This window comes from Sorangium sp. So ce1153 (assembly GCF_051521595.1).
In the GTDB taxonomy this organism is placed as follows: Bacteria; Myxococcota_A; Polyangia; order Polyangiales; family Polyangiaceae; genus Sorangium.
Window position 1 is genome coordinate 5,158,765 of the sequence record NZ_CP150361.1, and the last position, 21,786, is coordinate 5,180,550.

A 21,786-nucleotide genomic window follows, 5' to 3' on the forward strand; every position below is an offset into this window, starting at 1 on the left:
GACGCCGCGCTATGCGGCGCGGAGGGCGCTGCGGGCGCGGGCGCGCAGGGCGACCGGGACGCCGCCCGAGGGGCCCAGCGTGACGTTGCGCCGCACGGGGCGCGGCGGCCGCTGGTCGAGCAGCTGGAACTGCCACGCGGAGAGCGCCACGCCGAGCACGATCTTCATCTCGAACAGCGCGAAGGCGGCGCCGATGCAGCGGCGGTTGCCGCCGCCGAACGGCAGGTACTCGAACGGGGAGAACTTGCGCTCCAGGAAGCGCTCGGGCCTGAACCGGAGCGGTTCCGGGTAGAGGTCGGGGCGGTGGTGTACGAGCAGGATGCACGGCGCCACCCCCGTCCCTGGCTGCAGCTCGTGCTCGCCGAGGCGGAACGGCTGCGCCACGAGGCGCGGGACCTCGGTGGCGATCGGGTAGAGGCGCAGCGCCTCCTTGCACACCGCCTCCAGGTAGGGCAGCGCGGCGAGGCGCTCCGGGTCGGGCTCCGGGCCGAGGGCGTCGATCTCGTCGCGCAGCCGGGCGAGGACCGCGGGGTCGCGGTGCGCGTGATCCAGGGCCCACGCGAGGGCGAGCGCCGTCGTCTCGTGCCCGGCGAACAGCAGCGTCCGGAGCTCGTCGAAGATGGCCCGCTCGGTCATGGCCGACCCGTCTTCGTAGCGGGCCGAGACGAGGAGGCTCAGGATGTCGTCCCCCGGCGCCGCGCGCGCCCGCTCGATCTGCCCGCGGAGGAGCGCCTCCAGGTCGCCGACGCGCCGGCGGAAGCGCGCGTAGGGGCCGAAGCCGCCGAGCTCGCGCTGGAGGATCGGCAGGAAGGCGAGCGCCGGGGTCACCGCGTCGCCCATGGCGACGACCGCGCGGGCGAAGGCGCGCGTGCGGTGCGGCTCCTCCACCCCGAAGACGGCGCGGATGATGACGTCGAGCGAGACGGCCTGCGTGATCTCCTGGGCGACGGCGCGGGGCGCGCGCGCCGCCTCGGCGAAGCGGCGGGCGGCGACGTCCGCCATGGCCGCCGCATAGGCGCGCATGCGATCGCCGTGGAACGGCGGCGTCAGCAGCTTGCGCTCGCGCCGGTGGCGCTCGCCGGAGAGCATGAGGAGCGAGTGCTCCCCGAGGAGGGGGGCGATCGACTTGACCGCGTAGGGGACGAACGTCTCCGGCGGCGCGGTCATCACGTCCTGCACCGACGCGGGGCTGCCGGCGATCACGACGTCGCCGTTGTACATCGGCATGTTGAAGACGTCGCCGTAGGTGGCGGCGCAGCGAGACAGGAACTCGAGCGGGCGCGTGAGGAACTGGTAGGTCGTCAGGATTCGGCCCTGCGGGCCTCGGGGTAGGTGGCTCATGGCATACCTCGGGAGGAGCTCGATCGCGGCGGGCGCGGCGCCTCGACGGGATCGACCGAACGATGGGTCCGGCGCGGCGGCGCGGCAGCGGCGCCGGGCGCCAACGTTGCGACGGATCGCGCCAGGCGGGCGCGAGGCCGGCGCGCGGGGGCCCGCGGCCGAGGCGGGCCCAGCGGCCGGGGCGGTCGGTCGTGATGCTCGTGTCGGCGGCTCACGGCTACCGCGCGCGGAGCGAGCCGTCACGTGCCGGGGGCAGCGCTGGTGTCGTGCGTCAGAAACTCGGCCAGGAGAACTGGTCGATAACCGCCGCGTGAAGACGACCGCGAGGTGGAGTATGCTGACCAGACCTGGTCCGGCGGCTTCGGTTGCGCCATAGACTGAAAGTGAGGCCGCCATGGAAGACAGCGACATCATCAAGCTTGATAACTTGGACCGGGTGCGAAGCATTGCGGCCCGCACCGCTCGGCGCGTTCTTGTGACAGTCGCCTTGTCCTGGCTTGCTATCGCTGCCTTGATGGCGGTGTTTGCTTATGCCCTGTATGGGCCCGTGCGCGTCGTCATTGCATGCATAGCCGGTGGCGTATCTGTTGTTCTTGGCCTATTTCATGTCGTTCATTGGGTGCGACACTACAGGGCCGTCATGCGCCAGCTTGACGAGCTGGAGCATCGAATCAAAAAAGGCGAGATCGTCTACGGGTCGCAGGTGCAATTTCACTCATACCGCTAGGGGCCTGACGATTCATTCAAGCCGACGCCGCTTCGCGACGCGGCTTGATTCAGCCGCACCCCTCCTGCCCGCCGGCCGGGCGCGGACGGGCCCGCGATATCACCGCTCCCCGCAGGTGCCCATCTTATCTCGCCGCGACGATCCGGTAGGACAGGCGGCGGAGCGCATACTCGAGCCCGCGCTCGAGGCTGCCGCGCGTCGTGATGCGGCCGAGGTCGACGTCGAGCCCGACCAGGGTCTGCGCCGCGGCGGGGCCCATGCCGACGAGCACGCTCTCGCAGCCGAGCAACGCCGCGGCTTGCACGGTGCGCAGCAGGGCCTCGGCGGCCATGGTGTCGACGAGCGGGACGCCCGTCACGTCGATGATCACGAAGCGCGCAGAGGCGCCGCCTATCGCGGCGAGGACGCTCTCGGTGACCTGCGCGGCCCGCTCCTGGTTCAGCGCGCCGACGAGCGGCAGGAGCAAGACACCCTGCCAGATGCGCACGACCGGCACCGCGAGCTTTTCGAGCAGCGTGCGCTGCGCCTCGATGATCCCGAGCTGCGCGCGATTCTCAGCCTCGAGCCGCTCGGCCGCGACGAGCTTGCCCTTCATGTTCGTGATGTCCGTGATGATGCCGCAGAGCCCGACCACCTGCCCGGCGTCGTCGCGCACGGGGTACTTGCGTGTCCACATCGTCCGCTCGACGCGGTCGGCGCCGGTGACCACCTCCTGGTTCTCGTCGGGCTCGCCCGTGCTCACGACGAGATCGTCGTGCTCCCAGAAGACTTCGACCTGCTCGGCGGGCCAGAACCCCATGTCGTCCTTGCCGATGAGCTCCTCCCGCGGGTGCCCGATGAGCTTGCAGTACCCCTCGTTGACGGCGACCCAGCGATGCGCCCGGTTCTTGACAAAAATGGGATCGGGCAGGGCGTCGATGATGCGCTGGAGCAGCTCGACGCGGCGCCAGGTCAAGAGATCGACGGGGAGGCTGGTCATTGCAACTCCGCGTACGCCGCCGAACACATAGGCTCCGATCGTATCAAGGAACGCCGTCCGGCTCAAGGGCTGCTCCGGCCGCCCGGCAACTTCGGCTTCGCGCTCACCGGGATCGAGGGGGCGCTCACGACGAGCGAGCTTCTTGCGCGGATCACGCAGTCAGGGCGAGGCGCCCTCCTGACAGCGGCCCTCGGTGCACTCGAGCGGGCCGGGCTCGGCACATCCCTCCAGGCAAGCACGCCCCGAGCCGTCGGAGTCGTCGATGAGCGCGCGCCTCCTTTTCCACATACTCTTTCTTGGCGCTGTTCACGGCCACGGAGCACTGCAGCGGGCAGCCGGGCGACACATGGACGCATTCAGAGGCGTCGTTGCACGCGTTCGACGCGGCGACGATCGCGTCGAACTCCTCCTGGATCTTTTCATCGCTCTTGCCACAGCCCGCGCCGGCGAGGCCGACGAGGCCAATGAGCAAGAGCACCATCCTTTTCGCGTACTTCGACATGGTTCGTCTCCGGCGATGGACCGCGAGTCCCGCGCCTTCAGGGAGCGTTCGCCGCAGCGCTTGCTCGAGTATGGGTCAACCATCCCGGTCCGAGCCTCGCCAGCACGAAACGAGCGGGCGCAGGCGGCGTGGGTGAAGCCCGAGCGACCGCAGCGGCGGCGCTCGGCGTCGGCAGGCCGCCGAGCCCGCGGGTGCAGCTGCAGTCTCGGAGCTCGACCTCCCGCAGAGGCCGAGTTCTCAGGGAGCTCTCAGGATCTTCTGGCATCCTCGGGGGCCATGCGCGTGCTGTTGGTGGAAGACGAGGAGCGGCTGGCGGAGGCGATCGCGAGCGGCCTCGCGGCCGAGGGCTTCGCCCCCTGCAGGGCGGATGCAAAGTCGCGGTGATGAAGGTCTACCGAAGTCGTGGACGACGCTACTTCGATCTCGTCATCGACAACGCTCGAGCCTATGGCGCTCCGGGCTCATTGCCTCGAGCGCGAATGACGGCGCGCCAGTGCTGCTCCTGGTGGACAAGGCTTACCGCAAAGTGCTCGTCGCCCAGGTCCACGAGGATCGGGTCGGAGTCGTCCCAGCTGGCACCGGCGAGGACGGCGGCCACGCAGCCGGCAGCCAGATCTTTGCGGCTTGCAGCCCCTGGTCCGGAGAGCCTGGCGCGGGCCCAGCCCGTCCGAGCATCGAGCAGCAGGGTCACCGTGACGGACGGGAATGCGCGCTCGAGATGGGGGAGGGCTTGAGCCGCGGCTGACGGACCACCTCCGGGCGTGGCCATCAAGACGAAGTGCTCCGCGGCACGAGGTCCGTCCGGGAGCGCAGCACTGTATCGAAAAAACTGAACGTCCTGCTCAACACCGGGGAGCGGAAGCATGACGAAGCGGTGCGGCGTGACCTCATTCGTCCACAGGCCTCCAGGAGGACAGAGGAACCCATCCCCGATCGGCTTCAGATAGGCCACCACGGGCGGCTGGCTCGTCGCTGGTCGGGACATCATGCCTCCAGGATCCTCCGTCGTGAAAGCCGTACGGAAGCGAGGGAGATCGCGGCAACGCTACAGCGGCGGAAAGGACGGAACAAGCGCAGCGTCGATGGGACGGGATCGGCTACCGCACGACCTCCCCCGGCCAATCCGTGGCCGCGCTCCCGCCCGCGGGCTCGATGACGAGCACCGCCCCGCGCTCGTCGTGCGGCCCGTCCAGCCTGGCGGCGACCCGACCCGGGTTGAGCTCGTGGCTGCCCCGCAGCGACGTGGGCGAGGCAGGTGATGTGGCCGTCCCGAGGCAGCCGGTATTCGGCGGCGTCACGCAGCACCGGACGGGGTGTGGCTGCCTCCGCCACCACCGACGCTTCACGTCGGGTGACGCTACGTGGGACCACCCGCCTACAGCACCGCCTGCGAAATGACACTACGTGTGCCCATCCGTTTACAGATCTGCCTGCGAAATGACACTACGTGTGCCCATCCGTTTACAGATCTGCCTGCGAAATGACACTACGTGACCACCGGTAGGCACGTGCCGGCCTCCACCGCCGGTGGTGCGCACCTCGCGCGGCACCCCACCACGCCGAAGCAACAACACCAGGGCTGCGGTGGTGGCCCAATTTGCCTCGGAGTGATTCACATGAAGGCGGGAAGGCAGGAAGATTATTGATCTTTTCTTCCCGCCTTCCCGCCTTCATGTTCAAATCCGGCCACCACCAGGGCTGCGCGCGCGAAGCCGCCGCGAAGCGGCGTACAGCTCCGGCCATCCGTGGCCGGACCGCTGACGGGCGGGACTAGCGGCCCCCGGTGCGCCGGTACTCGCCCGGCGTGGTGCCTGTCCAGCGGCGGAAGCTGCGGTAGAAGTGGCGCGTCTCGACGTAGCCGAGCAGGAAGGCGATCTCCTGGAGCGCGAGATCGCGCCGGCGGACGAGGTCGAGCGCCTTGCCCCGCCGCGCCTCGTCGAGCTGCGCCGTGAACGACGTGCCGAGGTCCTTGAGGGCGCGCTGGAGCGAGCGCGTGCTCATGCCCAGCGAGCGCGCGATCCGCTCCTGGTCCACGTCGCCGCGGTCGAGCCGCTCGTCGATGCGGGCGCGCACGCGCGCGTCGAGGGGCGCGTCGCTGCCGGGCGACGCGGCGCTGCCGGGGGGCGCGGCGCGCGCGGCGAGGAGCTGCTCGGCGTGGCGCACGAGGTAGTCCCGGACCGAGGGATCCGCGCCGACGACCGGCGCGTCGAGCACGCGCGCGTCGTAGACCAGGCCCGTGGCGGGCGCCTCGAAGCGAGCCGGGGCGCCGAGCACCTCCTCGTACAGCGCCGGCGGGTGCCGCCGGGCGTGGCGGAACACCGCCTCGATCGGCCGCGCGGCGCCGGCCTCGATCGGCCGCGCGGCGCCGTCGAGGTAGAGGGCGATGAAGCGCGCGAGCGCCGCGACCATCAGCTCGATCGGCTCGGCCATGGCGACGACGCGCGGCTCGTGCTCGAGCGCGAGGTGGGCGGCCCCGCCGCGCTCCTCGACGGTGACGCGGAGGTAGGGGTCCATGAGCCGGCAGAAGCGGCCATAGGCGGCGATCCCCTGGCGCAACGTCTCGCTGTGGCGGAGGACGTGCCCGACGACGCCCACGACCGACACCGGGATCCAGCGCGAGTACTGGAGCCCGAGCGGCTCGCCGGGGAGGCGCTGGAGCAGGAGATCCCACAGCGAGAGGAGCGAGGCATACGGCACGAGCTCGTCGGGCGCGGCGAGCGCCTCGGGCGCAACACCCGCGGCGCGGACGAGATCGCCGTGCGGGACGCCGCGCGAGGAAGCGAAGGCGATCAGCGCGGCGGGGATGGATGCGAACACGAGCTCGCCGTCAGGCATGGCGAGCGCGGAGCATAGCGCACGTGGAATTTCTCATCGACGTCCGTATGCGCGCGCTCGCGTCGACTGCCCACGATGCGAGCGCGTGCGCGTGCGCGTGGACAGACGACGTCGCGATCCCGTGAGCCGGACTCCAACGCTCGCGTCGCGCGCGGACATGCGGCGCGCCCCCGGTGTGCACGGGCGCGCGCAGCCCGGGCTGCGCTCCGCGATCAAGGGAACGAGACGCCTGCGCCCGCGCCGAAGAAGCCGCCCACCGCGGGGATCTCGTACGTCGCTTCATCCGGGATATAGCTGTATACGTCGCGCACTGTCGGAAAGATTGCTCCTCCCTGCACCTCGATACGGAGCCAGTCGGTGGGCTCGATGTGGAACCGGCCGAGGAGCCCCGGGGTGGACCAGGGACGGGTGTGCTCGGTGTAGTCGCTCGGTGCGTCGGGGGCGTAGTCGGCCTCGGCGTGCACCACGCCGAGCTCGTACGTGGCGCAGGGCGTGATGCCCGCGCTGGCGAAGAGCGGCAGGTCCACCGGGCACACGTCGAGTCGTCCCTTCGTGAGCTGGAAGCGGGCGCCCGCGATGCCGATGGGAGTCGTGCTGCTCCGGGCATGCGAGAACCAGACACGCAGCGAGGGAGAGAAGACCTCGCCGGTGCGGTACCAGACGTCGGCGAACAGCGCTATCGCGGGGCTCAGCGTGGGGGCCGACCCGCCGTCGAGGGACCCGTGGATACCGAGCGCGAACCGCAGCCGATTCTCCCGCGGCTCGCCGCTGGACTGCGATGGGAGCAGGACCGAGAGCGGCGGCGCGGCCATGTTCCAGGCGCCCGCGAGGGCCTTGTGGGGCGCCGGCCCCGCCGGATCGAGCCACGCTCCCGGAGGCACCTCGATCGGGGCGCCGAGCCGCGCGGCGCCCCCGTCAGCGCGCGCGCCCGAGGAGGGCGCGAGCGCCGCCCAGAGTGCGGCCGCGGCGGTGCCACGGCGCCTCGTTGCCCTGGAGATCAGGTGAGCGCGGGAGCCTCTCCTGCGCTGCGTGGAACGGTCGTAGGCCATGCAGGGCGCGTAGTCTGCCTACATCCGGGCCCGCCGCCAATGCGAAACTCGGCGGTGCGAGCGAGGTGATCTACACGCGAGGTGGTCTACACGGAGGAGCCGGAGCCGCTGGTGAGCAGCCACGGCTCGCGGCTCGTCACGGGGCCGTCAGGGCCCCCGGCGCGCCGCGCCCGGCGGGGGCCGTGAGGGGCCCCGGCGCGCCGCGCCCGGCGGGGGCCGAGGGGCAGGGCGCCACCCGATCCGCGCTCCCGAAGAATTCGCCCGCGAGCAGCGACCACGCCCGCGCGTTCTCCGGCGGGCCGCACTTGAACGGCGGCTTCCCGAGCCGCTCGCCGCGGAGCGCCGCCCGCTGCTCCCGGTAGTAGCGGATCGCGAGCTCGGCGGCGTACTCGCCCACGCCGTTGCCCGGCTGGAACGAGTAATACGTCCCGCCCTTCACGATCGTCCCGTTCGGCGAGTACGGCGCGAGGCACGGGATCCGCGTCCCGCAGCGCGCGACGATCGTGTCGTAGATCGGCGAGAGCGCCGCCTGCGACCACGCGCCGTGCGCGCTGTCGTTCAGGTGGAAGATCTCGTGGAAGAGCGTCTCCCGCACCTCGTCCGCGGAGCGGTGGAGCGAGCCGGCCAGATTGTACGCGACCGTCCAGCCGGAGGCGTATGCGGAGGGCGTCCGCGCCCGCACGGACCGGAAGTACCGCAGGGCCAGGGAGCGGTGGCGGTAGCGCACGGGCGAGCTGGCAGCGGCGGCGAGCTCCGTGGCGAACACGTCGAAGTCGGCCAGGGCCGCGGCCGTCCACTCGAGGTGACGGCGCTCGGCGCGCACCGGCAGCTCCGGGACGAGGTGGAGCGTGCCGCGGTACCCGCCGTCCATGAGGTGCTCCCGCTCCAGCCCGGCGACGCTGCCGCTCCGGTCGAAGAGCGCGGTCGCGCTCGCCGCGGCCTGCTGGTCGCCCTCGTAGCGGAGCTCGAGCAGGCAGCGGACGCGCTCCGGGCCTGCCGAGGGGGCGCCGGCGGCTCCGGCGAGCCCCCGCCGGCAGGCGTCGATGCCGGCCTGGTGCGCGGCGGCGTCCTCCGGGAACAGGATCGCCTCGGCCTCGTCGGCCGCGATGACGGGCGCCGGCGCGGCCGCGGTCGGGGAGGGGGCCTCGCCGCCGGCGCCGCCCGGCGGCGCTGCGCCTGCAGCGGCCGGGCCGGCAGGTGGAGGACCGCCCGCGCCAGGACGCGCGAGCGGCGCGCCGGCCGCCGCGGGCGCCTGTGAGCCGGGGGGCGCCGCGGCCTTGCCGGGGGGCGCCGCGGCCTTGCCGGGGGGCGCCGCGTTGCCGGGGCTGGAGGGGGCACACGCGGCGGCGAGCGCCGGCAACGCGAGGGTCAACGCGGCGAGGAGCGACAGCGCGGCGTCCGGGCGCATCCTGCTCACCAGGATGCCAGAACGCCGGCCGCACATCACCAACAGACGCGGTGCAGTCGTCGAGGAGTCGCGGCGTCGCGGGAACACTCGCGCAGCGGCCAGCGCTCGCGCGACCTGGCCGAGCGTCCACTTGCCGCGAGAATTTCGTCTATTCCCGATCGGCGTTCATGTCGCACTCGCTCGATCCATGCCCCCTTCTGCCGTGGTACTGCCTGGGGTAGAGGGAGGACCGCCATGCGCGTGAAGCGCCTCGAGATCCATGACCTGCGTCGCTTCCGGGGTAAGCACGTCCTCGACTTCACCGATCCGGTCACGGGCGACGCGCGGGACCGGGTCGTCCTCGTCGGGAGCAACGGGTCGGGGAAGACGACGGTGTTCGACGTCATCGAAGCCATGCTCGCCTTCGTCGTCGATCCGCAGAGGCCAGCGCCCATCCTGGACGAGGCGGGGCTCGTGGCGCTGACGCTCGAGCAACCCCTGAGCAATCTCGTTCAGGGCGAGCAGTACCCGCAGCTGATCGTCTACGGGAAGGCATCGTACCGCTCCGAGAGCGACGTCCGCGTCACCGGTGGCACAGTCTATCTCAAGATGAACGACGGCGACGCGGCGCGCCGGTGGTCCGAGAACAACTACACCGAAGCTCTGCGTGGTCACGCAATGCAGGTGGAGCAGGGCAAGGCCCAGCCGCTCGGCGGTCTCATCTACTTCCCGCATGACCGCGAGCTCCGCCCCGCACGTGGCGGCACCATCGAGCCCCCGCCCGAGGACAATCAGTGGATCTCCCGGTATTCTCCCACGAACCAGTGGACAGGCTCGCTCGAGCAGCTCTGGGTCTGGCAGAACTACCTGGATCTGGAGCGGAGGAGCCGGGGAGAGGCCGCCGGGGAGCTCGCGGGGTCGGTCGCGCTGCTCCAGGAAGCGCTCGGCTCCGGGCGCAAGGTCTTCGTTCGCGAGGGCAGGGTGCGCGTGACGGCTCCCTGGAACGACCTATCGGGGAAACCCGCGGAGGTGATGCTCGATCAGCTCCCCTCGGGCGAGCGACAGTGCGTGATGCTCCTGGGCGAGATCGCGCGGCGCAAGCGGCAACACGGGGTCCTGTTCATCGACGAGCCCGAGATCAGCATGCACCCGACGCTGCAGCGGCAGCTCCTCTCTCAGCTTCGCCGCGTCGCGCGGCTCCTCGAGATGCAGGTCTTCCTCGCGACGCACTCGCCGGAGATCGTGCGGAGCGTCCCGTCGGCGGACGTGAAGAGCCTCGACTACCCGGAGAGCCGCTTCGACGCGCCCGACGAGGACGCCCTGTGAGCGGCTACAAGAGCCTCGACGAGCTCGAGGTCGTCCTGCGGAGCGGCGCCGGCATCGCGATCATCTGCGAGGGTGAGGATTACCGAGAGGACGAGTTCTTCTACAAGGAGTGGTTCGGCGATCTCGGAAGGATGGTCACGTTCCACGCCCAGGATGGCTGGGAGTACGTGCAGGACGCCGTGAAGGAGCTGAGGAGACGTGGCACGCCGGTGCCTGTGTACGGCCTGCTGGACAGGGATTTCACACCGGACGAGGAGATCGCGCGCCAGTCGGAGCCGTCGTTCGAGGGCTACTGCTACCGGCTGCCTCGTTACGACCTGGAGAGCTACCTGCTCGATCCGGAAGGGTGGCTGGGCGTGCTGCGGAGGGTCCTGTGGCGTCGTGAGGGCCGCGTGCTCGAGGGATGGGACACGGTGCAAGGCGTCACCGATCGAATCCGCGGCTTCTATCGCGAGGCGCTCCCCATCGCGGCGCACAACTGGACAGCGCAACGCCTGGCCGAGCTCCACGCCGGGCAGCCGAACTTCGTCGGCCGGAGCTACCTCACTGCCGTGCAGGCGCTCGCGAGCGTGAACGCCGAGGACGTGCTCGCTGCCTGGGCGAGCGCGTTCGGAGCGCAAGAAACTGCGCGCGAGGTGTACCGAGAGCGCCTGGCGTTCCTGCGAGCCCGCGAGGACGATCTCGACGAGCTGCAGAAGCACGTCTCCGGGAAGCTCGTGTTCCAGGAGCTCCACCGCACGATCCCCTGCGCGCCAAAGCGTCAGCGTCCGCAGCGCGTGGATCTGGCCGAGCGCTACCTGGATCAGCGCCGGGAGCCGCCGCCCGAGCTCGCCGCTCTCCTCCACCGCATCCTCTCTCGCGCCGAGCGGGAGCGGTCAGGCTAGCTCCAGCACGCTCGACGTGCCGCGTCGCACAGACGGATCCTGCTGGCCTTTGCCCAGGAACTACCGAGCCCTTTACGGCACAACCACCGTATCGTTCGTCTGCAGCGGCAGATCCCCGCGGAGGTCGCCTCTTCCGACGACCTGCTCGAACACGAACGGAATCCGGCGCTCGCCGAGCGCGTCGCGCCGGACGATCACCACCTCGTCGGGATCGGCGAAGCGCGTGAACCCGCCCGCGAGGGCGAGCGCCTGGAGCACGGTGATCTGCGCCCTCGGCGTGAACTCGCCCGGGCGCGACACCTCGCCCATCACGTAGACCCGGTAGCTGTGGAGCTCCGCCACCTCCACGCTGACGACCGGCTTCTCATGATAGAACCTGGCCGCCTGACTCGCGATCTCCTCGGCGATGCCCATGACGGTCCGCCCCGACGCCATGATGTCGCCGACGAGCGGAACCGTGATGAACCCGTCAGGCCGCACCGTGACGCGGTGGCTCAGCGCCTCGTTCTTCCAGGCGCGCACCTCGAGCACGTCGCCAGGACCGACAGCGTAAGCGCTCGTCGCGCGGCGCTCCGCCTCGAAGTCGACCCGCGGGGCGCTCGCGCCGCAGCCCGAGAGCGCCGCGAGGACCCCGAGCGCAGACGACAGCAGGGCAATCCGGATACAGCGGGACCACATGCGGTTTCCAGCCTCCTTGACGAGACCGCGCACCAGCAAGCGCCGATCCCGCGGCCGCGCGCCGCGCCTGCTCCTCGCGCGCGCACCGGCGCGCTTGGCGCGTGCCGGTCGAGACCAAGGTGCTAGACCCGTCGCGCTGAAGGGGGGAATGCGCGCCGCGCCCCACCGCGCCTGCGCAAGGGCGCCTGTCCGCGACCCTCACGGCGAGGCGGCGCGGGCGGCCCGCGCGCGGCGGTCGCGGCGCGCCACACCATGGCAGCGTGGGTCGTGTGCGCGCTGTGCGCGCTCGTCATCATCAAGCCCCAGGAGTTCATCCCCGAGCTCTCGGGGATTCCGCTGGTTCACGCGGCGTTCGGGCTCACCCTTCTCTGCGTCGCCCTCGACGTCGTGTGGCGCCGGCTCAAGCCGGCGCTCGCTCCCCAGGTCGTCTATGCGCTCGCGTTCCTCGCCTGGGCGGCCCTGACGACGGCGCTCAAGCGCCCGACCGCGCTCGAGGAGCGCGGCCTGCAGCTCGCGACCGTCGCGGGCGTCTTCCTCGCGGTCAGCTTCGCCGCCGCCTCGCCGCGCGGGCTGCGCGCCCTCGCGATCACGCTCGTCGGCTGCGCCGCCCTCACCACCGCGGTCGCGATCGTGCAGGCGTTCCAGCCTTACGGCTGCATGCTCGCCGCGCCCGAGGACTGGGAAGGCAAGGGCGAGCTCGAGCCGGATGGACGCCCCTGCGAGACCAACCTCGACTGCCGCAAGGACCCGCCGGTCCCGGACGGCAATTACCGGTGTGAGCGCCCGGGGCCGCTCGGCACGTCGACCATCGATGGCCGCGTCCGCTACCGCGGGTCGCTCGCCGATCCGAACGAGCTCTCCCTGATGGCGGGCATGTCGATCCCCCTCGCGATCGCGCTCGCCGAGCGGCACGCGGGTCGGCGTCGCGACGGCCGTCCGCCGCCGTTGCCGGGCAGGGCCGACGCGGGCCGTCCGCCGCGCGCCAGGCCCGCGCTGCCCCTCCTGCTCACCGATCGGCTGCTCTCGCGCGTCTGCGCCGCGCTGCGCGCGCTCCCCGTGACCGCCGTCATCGTGGCGATCGGCGCGATGGTCGTCATGTCGCGCTCGCGCTCGGGGCTCATCGTGTACCTCGCGGTCCTCGGCCTCAGCTTCATCCGGCGGAGCGGGTCCCTGGGCGTCATCGCCGCCTGCTTCGTCGGGCCGCCCATGCTCCTGCTCGGAGGCCGGAGCGGCGACGAGGCGACCGAGAGCTCGGAGGAGCGCGCCGCGCTGCTCCGGGAGGCCTTCGAGATGATCCGGCGCACCAGGGGGATCGGCGTCGGCGCAGGGCAGTTCGGCGACGAGTCGTCGTTCGGCCTGACGGCCCACAACTCCTACATGCTCGCCGCGGCCGAGACGGGCCTGCTCGGGATGTGCCTCTTCGCCCTCGTCCTCTACGCGTCGCTCAAGGTGCCTCTCGCGATCTGGCTGGGCGACGTCGAGGTAGGCCCCGCGGCGCGGCGGTTCGCGCCGGCGATCTTCGTGAGCCTGTGCGGCGCGCTGATCGGCATCTTCTTCCTGTCGTGGGCGTACAAGGACGTTCTGTACATGGTGCTCGGCGCCTCCGCCGCCCTGTACGGCGCCGCGCGGGCCGAGGACGGCCGCGTCTCGGTGCGCGTGTCCGCGCGGGAGGCCGCGCTCGTTTGCGGCGGGATGTTCGCGGTGCTCGCGCTGCTCAACGTCCTTCTGCGGCTGCTCGGGTGAGCGCGCGCCGCGATGACGCGCCGCGAGCACACGGCCGGCCATCCTCATCTAATGTGTGACGAGCCCGCGAACGAACACTGCACAACAAGGGGATATCAGCCGTCGCTGGACGTTCGGGGGCGCGTCGGGCCGCAGGGAGCCCACGCGGTCACTCGCCGGTCGTATCGACGAGCGCAACAGCGAACGGTGGTATGCTGGACGGCATGTCGGCTCCCGTCCACAAGCCCGGCGATCCAGCGGCGTCGCCGGGCGCGACCGAGGCGCCCCGGGCGACCGCCGAGGCCGAGTGGGCTCCGATGTCGCCCGCCGGGAGCGAGCAGGCGGTCGGGGCGCTCGTGAGCTCCGAGCCGGAGAAGGCGCTCGCGCAGGGTGAGGCCATGACGCACGCGGAGCCGCGCCTCGATGCCGGCGCCGGCGAGCCGGTGGACGAGCTCGGCCTGATGATGGAGCCCGTCGAGGCCCGGAGCGATCACGAGCAGGCGCCTGTCGAGCAGGAGCAAGCCCGGGCGGAGCGGGCGGTGGGGAACCTGTCCGCGGCGATCCTGGTGATCCTGGGCGTGCGCGGCGTGCCGACGAGCGAGGAGGCGAGGAGCCGTATCCTCCGCGAGACCGACCTCGGCGTGCTGGATCGATGGCTCGAGCGGGCAGCGACCGCGGCGACAGCGGACGATCTGTTCCGGGAGCCTGCGTCCTAGCGCGAGCGGGCGCGCTGTGGGCTGCTCGCCAGGGGCGCGCTCACCGCCGCGACCTCGCCCGCCTCCCGGCCGGCGCCAGCACCGCGAGCGCCGTGTCGATGAACGCGCGCAGCTTCGCCTGCGCCTGCGCGCGGGCCGGAAAGTAGAGGAAGAGCCCGGGACCGGCCGGCGCGTACGCGTCGAGCGCCGTCGCGAGCGTGCCGCGCGCCAGATCCTCGGCGACGAACGGTTCGGCCGTGTACGCGAGCCCGAGCCCCTCGCGCGCGAGGGACAGCGCCAGCTCGCCGTCGTTCACCGTGATGGCGCCGGGCACGTCGACGGCGATCTCGCGGCCGTCGCGCGCGAACTCCCAGCGGTAGAGCGCGGCGCTCTGGAACCGGTAGCGGATGCACGCGTGCGCGAGCAGGTCCTCGGGCACCTCCGGCCGGCCGTGGGCGGCGAAGTAGGCGGGCGCGCCGACGACGATCCAGCGGAGATCGCCCGTGAGGCGCACGGCGATCATGTCCTTGGCCAGGGCCTCGCCGATGCGCACGCCGGCGTCGAAGCCGGTCTCCGCGAGATCGACGAAGGTGTTGTCGACGGAGATCTCCACGTCCACGCCCGGGTGCGCGCGGCGGAAGCGCGGGAGGACCGGCTCGATCACGAACGGCACCGCCATCCGCGGCACCGTGAGGCGGAGCAGCCCCGCGGGCCGCTCGCGCAGCTCGCCGAGCGCCTCGAGCGCGGCGCCGATCTCGGAGGCCGCGGGCGCGAGGCGCTCGAGGAGCTTCTCGCCGGCCTCGGTGAGGCCGACCCGGCGCGTCGTGCGCGCGAAGAGCGGGAGGCCGACGCGGCGCTCCAGCGCCTGGATCGACTGGCTCACGGCGCCCGCGGTCACGCCGAGCTCCGCGGCGGCGGCGCGGAAGCTCCGCCGCCGCGCCACGGTGAGGAAGACGGTCAGACCCTCGAAGCGGTCCGTCGCGCGGTTCATGGCCCGACTGTATAGCAGCGCTGAACGGGGCGTTTCGCGCGGCCCGCCTACCGATCGCGGCGCGCGAGGCGCATCTCCCCGGTGCGCCGTGGAGCACGCCCGCTCCGCCGCGCGGGGAGAGAACGATCATGCACCTCAAGCTCTTTGGCTCCACCGGTCTGCGCGTCTCGGAGCTGTGCCTCGGCACGATGACCTTCGGCCAGGCGTGGGATTTCGGGGCGCCGCACGCGGAGGCGTCGAGGATGTTCGAGACCTTCGTCGAGGCCGGGGGGAACTTCTTCGACACCGCCTGCAACTACCAGGGCGGCGCCGCCGAGAAGAGCCTCGGCGAGCTGATCGCGCGCGACCGCGATCGCTACGTCGTCGCCACCAAGTACACGCTGAGCGGCGCGCCCGGCGACCCCAACGGCTGGGGCAACCACCGCAAGAACCTGCGCCGCTCCCTCGAGGGCAGCCTGAAGCGGCTCGGCACCGACTACATCGATATCTACCAGGTGCACCTCTGGGATCACACGACGCCCGTCACCGAGGTGATGAGCGCGCTCGACGACGTGGTCCGCTCCGGCAAGGCGCTCCACGTCGCGATCTCCGACGCGCCCGCGTGGGTCGTCGCGCAGGCGAACACCTGGGCGACGGACCACGGGAAGGCGCCGCTGTCGGCGATCCAGATCGAGTACAGCCTGCTCGAGCGGCACGTCGAGCACGAGCTCCTGCCGATGGCGCGGGCGTTCGGCCTGCCCGTCCTCGCCTGGTCGCCGCTCGCCTTCGGCGTGCTCGCGGGCAAGTTCCACGACGGCACGCAGGGATCGAAGCGCGGCGACTGGGCCCAGGGCTACCTCGGCGCGCGCGCCGACGCGGTCGTGCCCGTGGTCCTCGCGGTCGCCAGGGAGCTCGGCGTCTCGGCCGCGCAGGTCGCGCTCGCGTGGGTGCGGCAGCGCGGACCGCAGGTCTATCCGATCATCGGCGCGCGCACGAACGAGCAGCTCGCCGACAACCTCGCTTCGCTGAAGCTCGTCCTCTCGGCGGCGCACCTCGCGCGCCTCGACGCGGCGAGCGCCATCGAGCCCTCGTTCCCGGGCAAGATGTGGAAGAACGAGGGGCTCGTGAACGGCATCATGTCCGGCGGCACCGCGGCCTCGCTCACCGGCTGGGAGCATCCGTGATCGGGTGAGCCCTGCGCGCGCGTCGCGCGGCGCGACGCTGCATGACCCTGGCCGATCCCATGAGCTCGCCACATGAGCGCCGCACTAGGGCGTTGCCTCGCGCGTCGCACCGTGCTCTGGAAGATACCGTGTCTTCTCTCGCCCAGCAGATCGCCGCGCTGCCTGCACCTCTCCTCGCTCGCCTCCGGGCGCGCGGGTTCGACCCCGATCGCGTCGCCCGGTGGGCCGCGTCCATCGGCAAGGACCGGGACGCCCGCAACCGCCTCCCGGGCACGGTCGAGCCGCCCGCGCCCGGCGATGTGGTCGACTTGCCCGCCGAGGGCACGCCCGAGCACGCCCGCTGCCGCGAGGCGGGCCTGGCAGCGCTCCGCCGCGGCGAGGTCGCCCTCTGCGTCCTCGCCGGCGGGATGGCCACGCGGATGGGCGGCGTGGTGAAGGCGCTCGTCGAGGTGCTGCCCGGCCGGACGTTCCTCGACCTGCGCCTCGCCGAGAGCGATCACCTCCGGCGCACGACGGGCGTGCCGGTGCCGCTGTGGCTCATGACCAGCGAGGCGACCAACGGCCCGATCCGCGAGGCGCTCGGGCCGCGGCTCGGCGAGCACGAGCAGGGCGATCTCTGCACCACCTTCGAGCAGCATGTCTCCCTGCGTCTGACCCCGGAAGGTGGGCTGTTCGTGGACGAGCACGGCGAGCCGAGCGTCTACGCCACCGGCCACGGCGACCTCCCGGACGCCCTCCGGGAGAGCGGCATCCTCGGTCGCTTCATCGCCCGCGGCGGCAAGACGGTCTGGATCGCCAACCTCGACAACCTCGGCGCGACGGTGGATCCGGTCATCCTCGGCTGGCACCTCGGGCACGGCGGGCCCCTCACGGTCGAGGTGGTGGACAAGGGCGGCGACAAGGGCGGCGGCCCGATGCGATGGAACGGCCGCCCGGTGATCGCGGAGGACTTCCGGCTGCCGACCAGCTTCGACCCGAAGGTCGTGCCCGTCTTCAACACCAACACGTTCCTGGCCAGCGCCGAGGCGCTCAGCGCGCTCGCGATGGACTGGGTCTACGTGGAGGTCGAGAAGAAGGTGGGCGACCGCAAGGCGATCCAGTTCGAGCGCATCCTCAACGAGGTCACCTTCGGCCTCCAGGCCAGGTTCCTCCGCGTCCCGCGCGAGGGCCTCGCGGCCCGGTTCCTCCCCGTCAAGGACGTCGAGGAGATGGAGCGGCGCCGGCCGGCGATCGAGGCGATCGCCCGGGCGCGCGGCTTCCTCGGCTGAGCCGAGGGGCGCAGCGCGCCGCGCGCGACAGGGCCGAAGGTGCCCCGGCGCGGGCCTGCCGGCGCGCCCTTCGATCAGCCGCTCTCGTCTTCGGAGCGCCGTCTCGGAGCGCCCGGCCGTGCCCTTCGCTATTCTCCGAGGAGACGCCGAGCTACAGCGTCGGTCGCGCACGAAGGGCTGACATGACATGACAGATTCTCACGCGGTCTCTCTCGAAGCGGCGACCTCGGCCGACGCCCAGCTGCTGTCGAACCTCCTCGAGCTGTACATTCACGACCTCAGCGACGTGTTCGACGTCGAGCTGGGGGCGGACGGGCGCTTCGGCTATCCCAGGCTTCCTCTCTACTGGTCCGAGCGGGAGCGCCGGTTCGCGTTCATCGTGAGGTGCGGCGGGCGTGTCGCCGGGTTCGTCCTGGCGACGCGCGGCTCGCCGGCGGTGGAGGACCCGGACGTGCTCGACGTCGCCGAGTTCTTCGTCCTCCGTCGATACCGCCGCTCCGGCGTGGGTCGCCGCGCGGCCTTCCTCCTCTGGAGCGGTCTCCCCGGCAGGTGGACGGTGCGCGTCTCCGAGGGGAATCGAGGCGCCATGGCGTTCTGGAGCGGCGTCATCGCGGAGCTCACGAGCGGCGCCGCGACAGAATCCAGGCGTCCTGGCCAGCCGAATGCCTGGCGCGTGTTCTCCTTCGAGGCCGCGCCTGGTCGCGTCACCGTCTGAATCTCCTCCACAGCGGACCTTGATGTTCCTGTGCCTTTCTGGTCTACCTGATCGTGAACGGCCAACACGACGGCGCTCACCTCACCTGAACGGTGCGCCGGGCAGAACAGGCGCGAGCGTCGAGCGGGGCATCCCGGCACCTCGATTCAGAAGGTACCTTCCATGGCGATGCAATACGATCAGATCAGCGACGCTTACTCGAAGGCGGCCGGCCAGTTTGTCTTCAAGCGGGCCGTCGAGTCCTACACCCTCTTCAAGGTCATCGGCCCGGTCGAGGGGAAGAGCGTCCTCGATGTCGCCTGCGGTGACGGCTACTATGCGCGCCTGTTCCGGCATCGCGGCGCCGCGAGGGTGGTCGGGGTCGACGTCTCCGAGCAGATGATCAAGACCGCTCGGGGCCACGACGAGGGGGCGGGGCTCGGCGTCGAGTACAGGGTGCACGACGCCGCCGACCTGCCGGTGCTCGGCAGCTTCGATCAGGTCACCGCTGTCTATCTCCTGAACTACGCGGCGACCAAGGAGCAGATGCTGCGGATGTGTCAGGGCATGTTCGCGAACCTCGCGCCGGGCGGCCGGCTCGTCGCCGTCGTGCCGAACGCCGACTTCGACCCGGCGGTGCCGAGCTCGGTCAAGTACGGCATCGCGATGCGACCGCCCGAGGACCGCAAGGAAGGCAGCGTGATGAGCCTCGACCTCCTCATGGATCCCCCGCTCACCATCCGCTTCATCTACTGGAGCCGCTCCACCTACGAGCAGGCGTTCGCGGAGGCCGGCTTCGGTGACATCCGCTGGCACCCTTTCGAGTGCTCGCCGGAGCCGGAGCAGGTCGAGTTCTGGCGCGACTACCTCGCCAACCAGCACGCGATCGCGCTCAGCTGCCGCAAGCCGCCGCTCGCCTGATCTCGGCCGCGCGCGCTGCGGCGAAGCGCGCGCCGGGCGCCCGCGGGCGGCTCCCGGCCGCGCGGCTCACGGGCGCCGGCCGCCGCGCCTATCGTCGTCCTCGCCGAGCAGCTCCTCGATCTCGGCCGCGGCCTTGTCGAGCACCTTCACGGTGCGCGCGAGCACGGCCGGCGTGAGGCGCCCGCGGCGCATCGCGTGGCGCAGCATCTTCATGAGCGAGCCGACGCGCTTCATGACGTCGCCGATGTCCTCGGCGAAGCTCTCCCACGAGGTCTCGGCGAAGCGCTCGTAGAAAGCGTCGACGTAATCGCGGTTCGCCTTCAGGTCCTCGCGCCCCGCGTCGGTGATCTCGTAGACCTTGCGGCCCTCGGCCTCGGTGACGCGCGCGTGGCCGAGCTCCTCGAGCATCTGCAGCGTCGGATAGATGACGCCGGGGCTCGGCCGGTAGGCGTCGCCGCTGCGCTGCTCGATCGCCTGGATGACCTCGTAACCGTGGCGCGCTCGCTCGGCGAGCGCGTCGAGGACGAGGTAGCGCACGCCGCCGCGATCCGCGCGGAGCGGCGGCGCTCCGAACCAGTCGCCCCACCAGCCGGGCGGTCCGCCGCCGAAGCCGGGCCGACCGCGCCCGAACGGACCCCTCGGCCCTCGCGGACCCGCGTGATGGTGGTGGCCATGATGATGATGGTGCTCGCATCCCCAGAACATCGCTGAAACCCCTCTCTTGCCAGGCGGCGGATCGCCACGGCGGCGAGCACTCAGCTGCCGCGCGCGCGTGGGCAGACCTCCCCGGCCTGGCGGACCGGGCACCCCCGTGGCGCCGATCCGATAGTCTAAAAGATATATCTAGAAGATAGCTCTGGACCGCCGGCGGTCAAGGGGCGGGCAGGCCGGTCGCGAGGTGACGGGCCGCGGCGCCGACGCCGGACCGGCGCGCCCTGCTGCTGCCGGGAGGCGGACGGCGCGCGCCTGCGCGCCCGTCGCGCGCCTCACTGGAGCGCGTGCTCGCGCCTCACTGGAGCGCGTACTCGAGGCCCCAGATGTCCACGGAGCTCCGCTGGGGATAGTACACGGTGAGCTCGTCCGAGGTCTCGAGCCGGGCGGCGTCGATCAGGGGATCGGAGAAGAACCGGCCCGAGTCGGCGTCGTCGAGGAGCGTCCAGGTCGCGTACCCGTCGCGCGGCGACGCGCCGGCGATGCGCAGATCGGGCAGGATCGCGTAGACGTTCTCGGTGGAGGAGATCGCGAGCTTGCCCCGGAAGTTCTGGACCACCCGCAGCCCGAGGCCGTGGCGCGTCCAGGTCCCGTCGGTGGCTCTCACATAATGAAAGAACTCGCTGCGCGTGCGGGCGTTCGTGAAGTTCGCGTTGCTGGCCTCGGCGTCGGGCAGGTGCGAGAGCAGCACATGGACGCGGCCGCTCGCGTCGACCGCCATGTGCTCCTGGTTGATGAGGCCTCGATTCTGGCCGATCGACCACACGGAGAGGCCTGCCGTGTCCCGGGCCACGAACGTGGCGCCGCTCGTCGCGACCTTGTCACCCGCGTTGTTGCGCCAGGTGCGCCCGTGATCGTCGCTGTAGATGTAGAGCAGGTCGTGGTTCGTCGTCGCGTCGGGCGTGTCCCGCCAGCACCACGCCGCGTGCAGGCGTGAGCCGCCGCGCGTGTACGCGAGGCCGTGCAGGTAGGCGTTCATGCTCGCGTCCGTGCCCTCGATGTACTCGCCGAGCGAGCTCCAGGCGTGTGTCGCCGCGTCGTACTCCCACAGGTGCTCGTCGCCGCTGCCGCTCTCGCCGATCCGGGCGCTCAGGAGGAGCCTGTCCCCGCCGGGCTCGGTGACGAAGCGCGGGTAGGTGACGAGCCGCACGGTGGCCGAGCCGACCAGCGCGCTCGAGACAGCGCTGAAGCTCGCGGCGGACCAGCTCGCGCCCTCCGGGTCCGTCAGCAGGCCCGCGACGGAGCGGCGGTAGTGCAGGTCGCTGCCGTGATGGTCGAAGGCGAGGTGCAGCGTGCCGTCGCCGGGCGCGATCCCGAGTGAGATCGTGTTGTGGGCGTCGTCCGCGCTCAGCCGGTAGTCCTTGAAGTCGAACTTCTGCCAGGGCCCGGCCGCCCCGCCGGGGCTCGTCGGAAGCTGCCGGCGCGCGAGCACGACGTTGCGGCTCGTGTTCCAGAAGGCCGTGTACTGGTAGCGCCCGAAGGAGACGATCGCGTCCTGCTGGAAGGACTCGCCGTTCAGGTACCCTCCATAGGACACCACGGTGAGCCCCGACTCCGCGAGCTTCCCCTCGGAGCGCTTGACGATCCCGGGCGCGACGTCTTCCACGCCGCCACCGCTGCCGGTGCCCGCTTCACCGGTGCTCGCTCCGCCGTCCCCCGCGCCCCCCGCGGCGACTCCGCCCGTCGTGCCGCTGCTCGCGCCGGTGACTCCCGAGGTCGTCCCGCCCGTGCCACCGCTGCTCGCCGTGGCGCCGCCCGCCGCGGCGCCCCCGCCAGCGGTCGAGCCGGCGGAGGTCGAGGCGCTTTCGTCGTCACCGCAGCTCGCCAGCCAGATGACGGATGCAGCAGCGAGCAGGAGGGAGAAGGGAAGGCGGATGTTCATGCGGCTGCCGGACGATACTGCCGTCCAGCGA

19 protein-coding genes are annotated in these 21,786 nt (G+C 71.6%); 9 read left to right on the forward strand and 10 right to left on the reverse strand.

Annotated elements, in window-relative coordinates; translation table 11 throughout:
• Positions 1–9: 9 nt before the first annotated feature.
• On the reverse strand, positions 10–1,341 hold the full coding sequence (locus WME85_RS18380) for a cytochrome P450 (protein WP_437839899.1): 1,332 nt from the start codon (positions 1,339–1,341) through the stop codon (positions 10–12).
• 394 nt (positions 1,342–1,735) lie between these two features.
• Between WME85_RS18380 and WME85_RS18385 the strand changes: the two genes are divergently transcribed.
• Positions 1,736–2,068: a hypothetical protein gene (locus WME85_RS18385; RefSeq protein WP_437839901.1), complete on the forward strand. Its 333-nt coding sequence runs from the start codon at positions 1,736–1,738 to the stop codon at positions 2,066–2,068.
• A gap of 124 nt (positions 2,069–2,192) precedes the next feature.
• On the opposite strand, the gene WME85_RS18390 is transcribed toward WME85_RS18385, so the two are convergent.
• From WME85_RS18390 to WME85_RS18410, 5 genes are all read right to left on the reverse strand, one after another.
• Positions 2,193–3,047 carry a PAS domain-containing protein gene (locus tag WME85_RS18390; protein ID WP_437839902.1) on the reverse strand — a complete coding sequence of 285 codons (855 nt, stop codon included), beginning with the start codon at positions 3,045–3,047 and terminating at the stop codon, positions 2,193–2,195.
• Positions 3,048–4,646: 1,599 nt separating this feature from the next.
• Positions 4,647–4,847 carry a hypothetical protein gene (locus tag WME85_RS18395; RefSeq protein ID WP_437839903.1) on the reverse strand — a complete coding sequence of 67 codons (201 nt, stop codon included), beginning with the start codon at positions 4,845–4,847 and terminating at the stop codon, positions 4,647–4,649.
• A 472-nt stretch (positions 4,848–5,319) separates the two neighbouring features.
• Positions 5,320–6,384 carry an AraC family transcriptional regulator ligand-binding domain-containing protein gene (locus tag WME85_RS18400; RefSeq protein ID WP_437839904.1) on the reverse strand — a complete coding sequence of 355 codons (1,065 nt, stop codon included), beginning with the start codon at positions 6,382–6,384 and terminating at the stop codon, positions 5,320–5,322.
• Between the two features lie 212 nt (positions 6,385–6,596).
• The gene (locus WME85_RS18405; protein WP_437839905.1) at positions 6,597–7,433 is read right to left on the reverse strand and encodes a hypothetical protein; all 837 of its coding nucleotides are present in this window, start codon (positions 7,431–7,433) and stop codon (positions 6,597–6,599) included.
• Positions 7,434–7,569: 136 nt separating this feature from the next.
• The gene (locus WME85_RS18410; protein ID WP_437842316.1) at positions 7,570–8,841 is read right to left on the reverse strand and encodes a hypothetical protein; all 1,272 of its coding nucleotides are present in this window, start codon (positions 8,839–8,841) and stop codon (positions 7,570–7,572) included.
• A 234-nt stretch (positions 8,842–9,075) separates the two neighbouring features.
• Between WME85_RS18410 and WME85_RS18415 the strand changes: the two genes are divergently transcribed.
• On the forward strand, positions 9,076–10,146 hold the full coding sequence (locus WME85_RS18415) for an AAA family ATPase (protein ID WP_437839906.1): 1,071 nt from the start codon (positions 9,076–9,078) through the stop codon (positions 10,144–10,146).
• Positions 10,143–11,030: a hypothetical protein gene (locus WME85_RS18420; protein ID WP_437839907.1), complete on the forward strand. Its 888-nt coding sequence runs from the start codon at positions 10,143–10,145 to the stop codon at positions 11,028–11,030. Before WME85_RS18415 ends, WME85_RS18420 begins: the two co-directional genes overlap by 4 nt.
• Before the next feature lie 72 nt (positions 11,031–11,102).
• On the opposite strand, the gene WME85_RS18425 is transcribed toward WME85_RS18420, so the two are convergent.
• A complete protein-coding gene (locus WME85_RS18425) occupies positions 11,103–11,708 on the reverse strand; it encodes a polysaccharide biosynthesis/export family protein (protein ID WP_437839908.1) in 606 nt (201 codons plus the stop codon).
• Positions 11,709–11,960: 252 nt separating this feature from the next.
• On the opposite strand from WME85_RS18425, the gene WME85_RS18430 reads away from it, so the two are divergent.
• On the forward strand, positions 11,961–13,451 hold the full coding sequence (locus WME85_RS18430; RefSeq protein ID WP_437839910.1) for an O-antigen ligase family protein: 1,491 nt from the start codon (positions 11,961–11,963) through the stop codon (positions 13,449–13,451).
• A 203-nt stretch (positions 13,452–13,654) separates the two neighbouring features.
• A complete protein-coding gene (locus tag WME85_RS18435) occupies positions 13,655–14,146 on the forward strand; it encodes a hypothetical protein (protein ID WP_437839912.1) in 492 nt (163 codons plus the stop codon).
• Between the two features lie 40 nt (positions 14,147–14,186).
• On the opposite strand, the gene WME85_RS18440 is transcribed toward WME85_RS18435, so the two are convergent.
• The gene (locus tag WME85_RS18440; RefSeq protein WP_437839914.1) at positions 14,187–15,116 is read right to left on the reverse strand and encodes a LysR family transcriptional regulator; all 930 of its coding nucleotides are present in this window, start codon (positions 15,114–15,116) and stop codon (positions 14,187–14,189) included.
• Between the two features lie 128 nt (positions 15,117–15,244).
• Between WME85_RS18440 and WME85_RS18445 the strand changes: the two genes are divergently transcribed.
• From WME85_RS18445 to WME85_RS18460, 4 genes are all read left to right on the forward strand, one after another.
• On the forward strand, positions 15,245–16,279 hold the full coding sequence (locus WME85_RS18445; protein WP_437839916.1) for an aldo/keto reductase: 1,035 nt from the start codon (positions 15,245–15,247) through the stop codon (positions 16,277–16,279).
• 128 nt (positions 16,280–16,407) lie between these two features.
• Positions 16,408–17,547, forward strand: coding sequence for a UTP--glucose-1-phosphate uridylyltransferase (locus WME85_RS18450; protein WP_437839917.1), 1,140 nt, complete (start codon positions 16,408–16,410; stop codon positions 17,545–17,547).
• Positions 17,548–17,734: 187 nt separating this feature from the next.
• Complete coding sequence (locus tag WME85_RS18455) at positions 17,735–18,262, forward strand: GNAT family N-acetyltransferase (protein ID WP_437839918.1); 528 nt, start codon at positions 17,735–17,737, stop codon at positions 18,260–18,262.
• Between the two features lie 162 nt (positions 18,263–18,424).
• Positions 18,425–19,162 (forward strand): class I SAM-dependent methyltransferase, encoded by a 738-nt coding sequence (locus WME85_RS18460; RefSeq protein WP_437839920.1) that lies wholly within the window; start codon positions 18,425–18,427, stop codon positions 19,160–19,162.
• Between the two features lie 66 nt (positions 19,163–19,228).
• On the opposite strand, the gene WME85_RS18465 is transcribed toward WME85_RS18460, so the two are convergent.
• The gene (locus WME85_RS18465) at positions 19,229–19,867 is read right to left on the reverse strand and encodes a PadR family transcriptional regulator (RefSeq protein ID WP_437839921.1); all 639 of its coding nucleotides are present in this window, start codon (positions 19,865–19,867) and stop codon (positions 19,229–19,231) included.
• A gap of 304 nt (positions 19,868–20,171) precedes the next feature.
• Positions 20,172–21,755 (reverse strand): BNR repeat-containing protein, encoded by a 1,584-nt coding sequence (locus tag WME85_RS18470; protein ID WP_437839923.1) that lies wholly within the window; start codon positions 21,753–21,755, stop codon positions 20,172–20,174.
• Positions 21,756–21,786 lie beyond the last annotated feature (31 nt).